Below are 3,183 nucleotides of genomic sequence, written 5' to 3' on the forward strand. Positions count from 1 at the left end.
GCACGGCAACGTCCTACCCTCGCAGGCAGTTTCCCACCAACTACTCTCGGCGTTAAGAACCTTAACTTCTGTGTTCGACATGGGAACAGGTGTTTCCTTCTTGCTTTCGCCACCGTACTCTTCCTTGAGCTTTTACACTCAAAACTGAATATAATCTCTGCTTCTTCCGAGCTCTCTTTGGTCAAGTTCTCGACTTATTAGTACCGGTCCGCTCCAAGCATCACTGCTCTTCCACTCCCGGCCTATCTACCTCATCGTCTCTAAGGTGTCTTACTGCTTTCGCTTCGGAAATCTCATCTTGAGGGGGGCTTCGCACTTAGATGCTTTCAGCGCTTATCCCTTCCATACATAGCTACCCAGCGGTGCCTTTGGCAAGACAACTGGTACACCAGCGGTATGTCCATCCCGGTCCTCTCGTACTAAGGACAGCTCCTCTCAAATTTCCTACGCCCACGACGGATAGGGACCGAACTGTCTCACGACGTTCTGAACCCAGCTCGCGTGCCGCTTTAATGGGCGAACAGCCCAACCCTTGGGACCGACTTCAGCCCCAGGATGCGACGAGCCGACATCGAGGTGCCAAACCTCCCCGTCGATGTGAACTCTTGGGGGAGATAAGCCTGTTATCCCCAGGGTAGCTTTTATCCGTTGAGTGATGGCCTTTCCATGCAGTACCACCAGATCACTAAGCCCTACTTTCGTACCTGCTCGAGTTGTCTCTCTCGCAGTCAAGCTCCCTTCTACCTTTACACTCTGCGAATGATTTCCAACCATTCTGAGGGAACCTTTGGGCGCCTCCGTTACTCTTTAGGAGGCGACCGCCCCAGTCAAACTGCCCACCTGACACTGTCCTCTCACACGCTTAGTGTGACGAGTTAGAGGATCCATCAAACAAGGGTAGTATCCCAACATTGCCTCTGATAAAACTGGCGTCCTATCTTCTCTGGCTCCTACCTATCCTGTACATGTTTAACAAATACTCAATATCAAGCTACAGTAAAGCTCCATGGGGTCTTTCCGTCCTGTCGCGGGTAACCCGCATCTTCACGGGTATTATAATTTCACCGAGTCTCTCGTTGAGACAGTGCCCAAATCATTACACCTTTCGTGCAGGTCGGAACTTACCCGACAAGGAATTTCGCTACCTTAGGACCGTTATAGTTACGGCCGCCGTTTACTGGGGCTTCAATTCTAACCTTCGCTTTCGCTAAGCTATCCTCTTAACCTTCCAGCACCGGGCAGGTGTCAGTACCTATACGTCATCTTACGATTTTGCAGATACCTGTGTTTTTGATAAACAGTTGTTTGGGCCTCTTCACTGCGGCTGATTTCTCTTCAGCACCCCTTCTCCCTAAGTTACGGGGTTATTTTGCCGAGTTCCTTAACGAGAGTTCTCTCGCTCACCTGAGGATTCTCTCCTCGACTACCTGTGTCGGTTTGCGGTACGGGTACTCGCTCTCTGGCTAGAAGCTTTTCTTGGCAGTGTGACTTCATGACCTTCGCTACTTTGATTTCACTCCGCATCACGTCTCAAAATTGGCTACAAGCATTTGACTCGTATCCTCCCTTAACGCTTACACATGATTCCATCTCCATGCGTCATTAGCCTCCTGCGTCCCTCCTTCGCTCTTATCGATTACGAATAGTACAGGAATATCTACCTGTTGTCCATCGGCTACGCCTCTCGGCCTTACCTTAGGTCCCGACTTACCCTGGGCGGACGAGCCTGCCCCAGGAAACCTTAGTCTTTCGGCGGACAGGATTCTCACCTGTCTTTCGCTACTTATACCGGCATTCTCACTTCTAAACGCTCCAACAGTCCTCTCGATCTGCCTTCTCCGCCTTTAGAACGCTCTCCTACCACGCAGTTACCTGCATCCACGGTTTCGGTACTATGCTTAGCCCCGGTAAATTTTCGGCGCAGCGTCACTCGACTAGTGAGCTATTACGCACTCTTTAAATGGTGGCTGCTTCTGAGCCAACATCCTAGTTGTCTGTGCAACTCCACATCCTTTTCCACTTAGCATAGATTTTGGGACCTTAACCGGTGATCTGGGCTGTTTCCCTTTCGACTACGGATCTTATCACTCGCAGTCTGACTCCCGCGCATTGATATCTGGCATTCGGAGTTTATCTGGATTCAGTAACCCCTGACGGGCCCCTAGTCCAAACAGTGCTCTACCTCCATTATCATTCACACGAGGCTAGCCCTAAAGCTATTTCGGAGAGAACCAGCTATCTCCAAGTTCGTTTGGAATTTCACCGCTACCCACAACTCATCCCCGCAATTTTCAACTTGCGTGGGTTCGGTCCTCCAGCGTGTTTTACCACGCCTTCAACCTGGTCATGGGTAGGTCACTTGGTTTCGGGTCTGCGTCATGATACTATCTCGCCCTCTTCAGACTCGCTTTCGCTTCGGCTCCGTCTTTTCTGACTTAACCTTGCACCACAACGCAACTCGCCGGTTCATTCTACAAAAGGCACGCCATCACACTTTAACGTGCTCTGACTACTTGTAGGCACACGGTTTCAGGTTCTCTTTCACTCCCCTCCCGGGGTTCTTTTCACCTTTCCCTCACGGTACTGGTTCACTATCGGTCACTGGTTAGTATTTAGCCTTGCGAGATGGTCCTCGCGGATTCAATCGGGATTCCTCGTGTCCCGACCTACTCAGGATCCTGCTCACCTACTTTCCGGATTTCGCTTACGGGGCTCTCACCCTCTTTGGCTTATCTTCCCAGATAATTCTGCTATCCTTCCATTCGGCTTTTTACAGTCCTTCTACCCCTAATGGCAAGCCATTAGGTTTGGGCTCTTTCCTGTTCGCTCGCCGCTACTTGGGAAATCGATCTTTCTTTCTCTTCCTGCAGCTACTTAGATGTTTCAGTTCACTGCGTCTTCCTCCTTAATGCTATCTATTCACATTCAAGGTGACACCTCGCGGTGCCGGGTTCCCCCATTCGGATATCTCCGGATCTCTGCGTACTTACCGCTCCCCGAAGCATTTCGTCGTTTGTCACGTCCTTCATCGGCTTCCAGTGCCTAGGCATTCACCGTGCGCCCTTCTCTACTTGACCTATTCAAGTTGAGCTTCTCTCTTCTCGGTCGCTCTTTTTTCAATCTGTTCTTTGATTGTCTCGGTTTTTGCTTTGATTATATTCAGTTTTCAATGTCCTAACTCTT

At 50.3% G+C, this 3,183-nt stretch carries 2 rRNA genes; both read right to left on the bottom strand.

The features are described from left to right. Window positions 1–117: ribosomal RNA gene (gene rrf / locus HMPREF0520_RS01545) — 5S ribosomal RNA — on the bottom strand. 60 nt (window positions 118–177) lie between these two features. Continuing rightward, window positions 178–3,077 (bottom strand): 23S ribosomal RNA (locus tag HMPREF0520_RS01550). Window positions 3,078–3,183 lie beyond the last annotated feature (106 nt).

Origin of the sequence: Lactobacillus iners DSM 13335 (assembly GCF_000160875.1) — a bacterium.
GTDB classification, from domain to species: domain Bacteria; phylum Bacillota; class Bacilli; order Lactobacillales; family Lactobacillaceae; genus Lactobacillus; species Lactobacillus iners.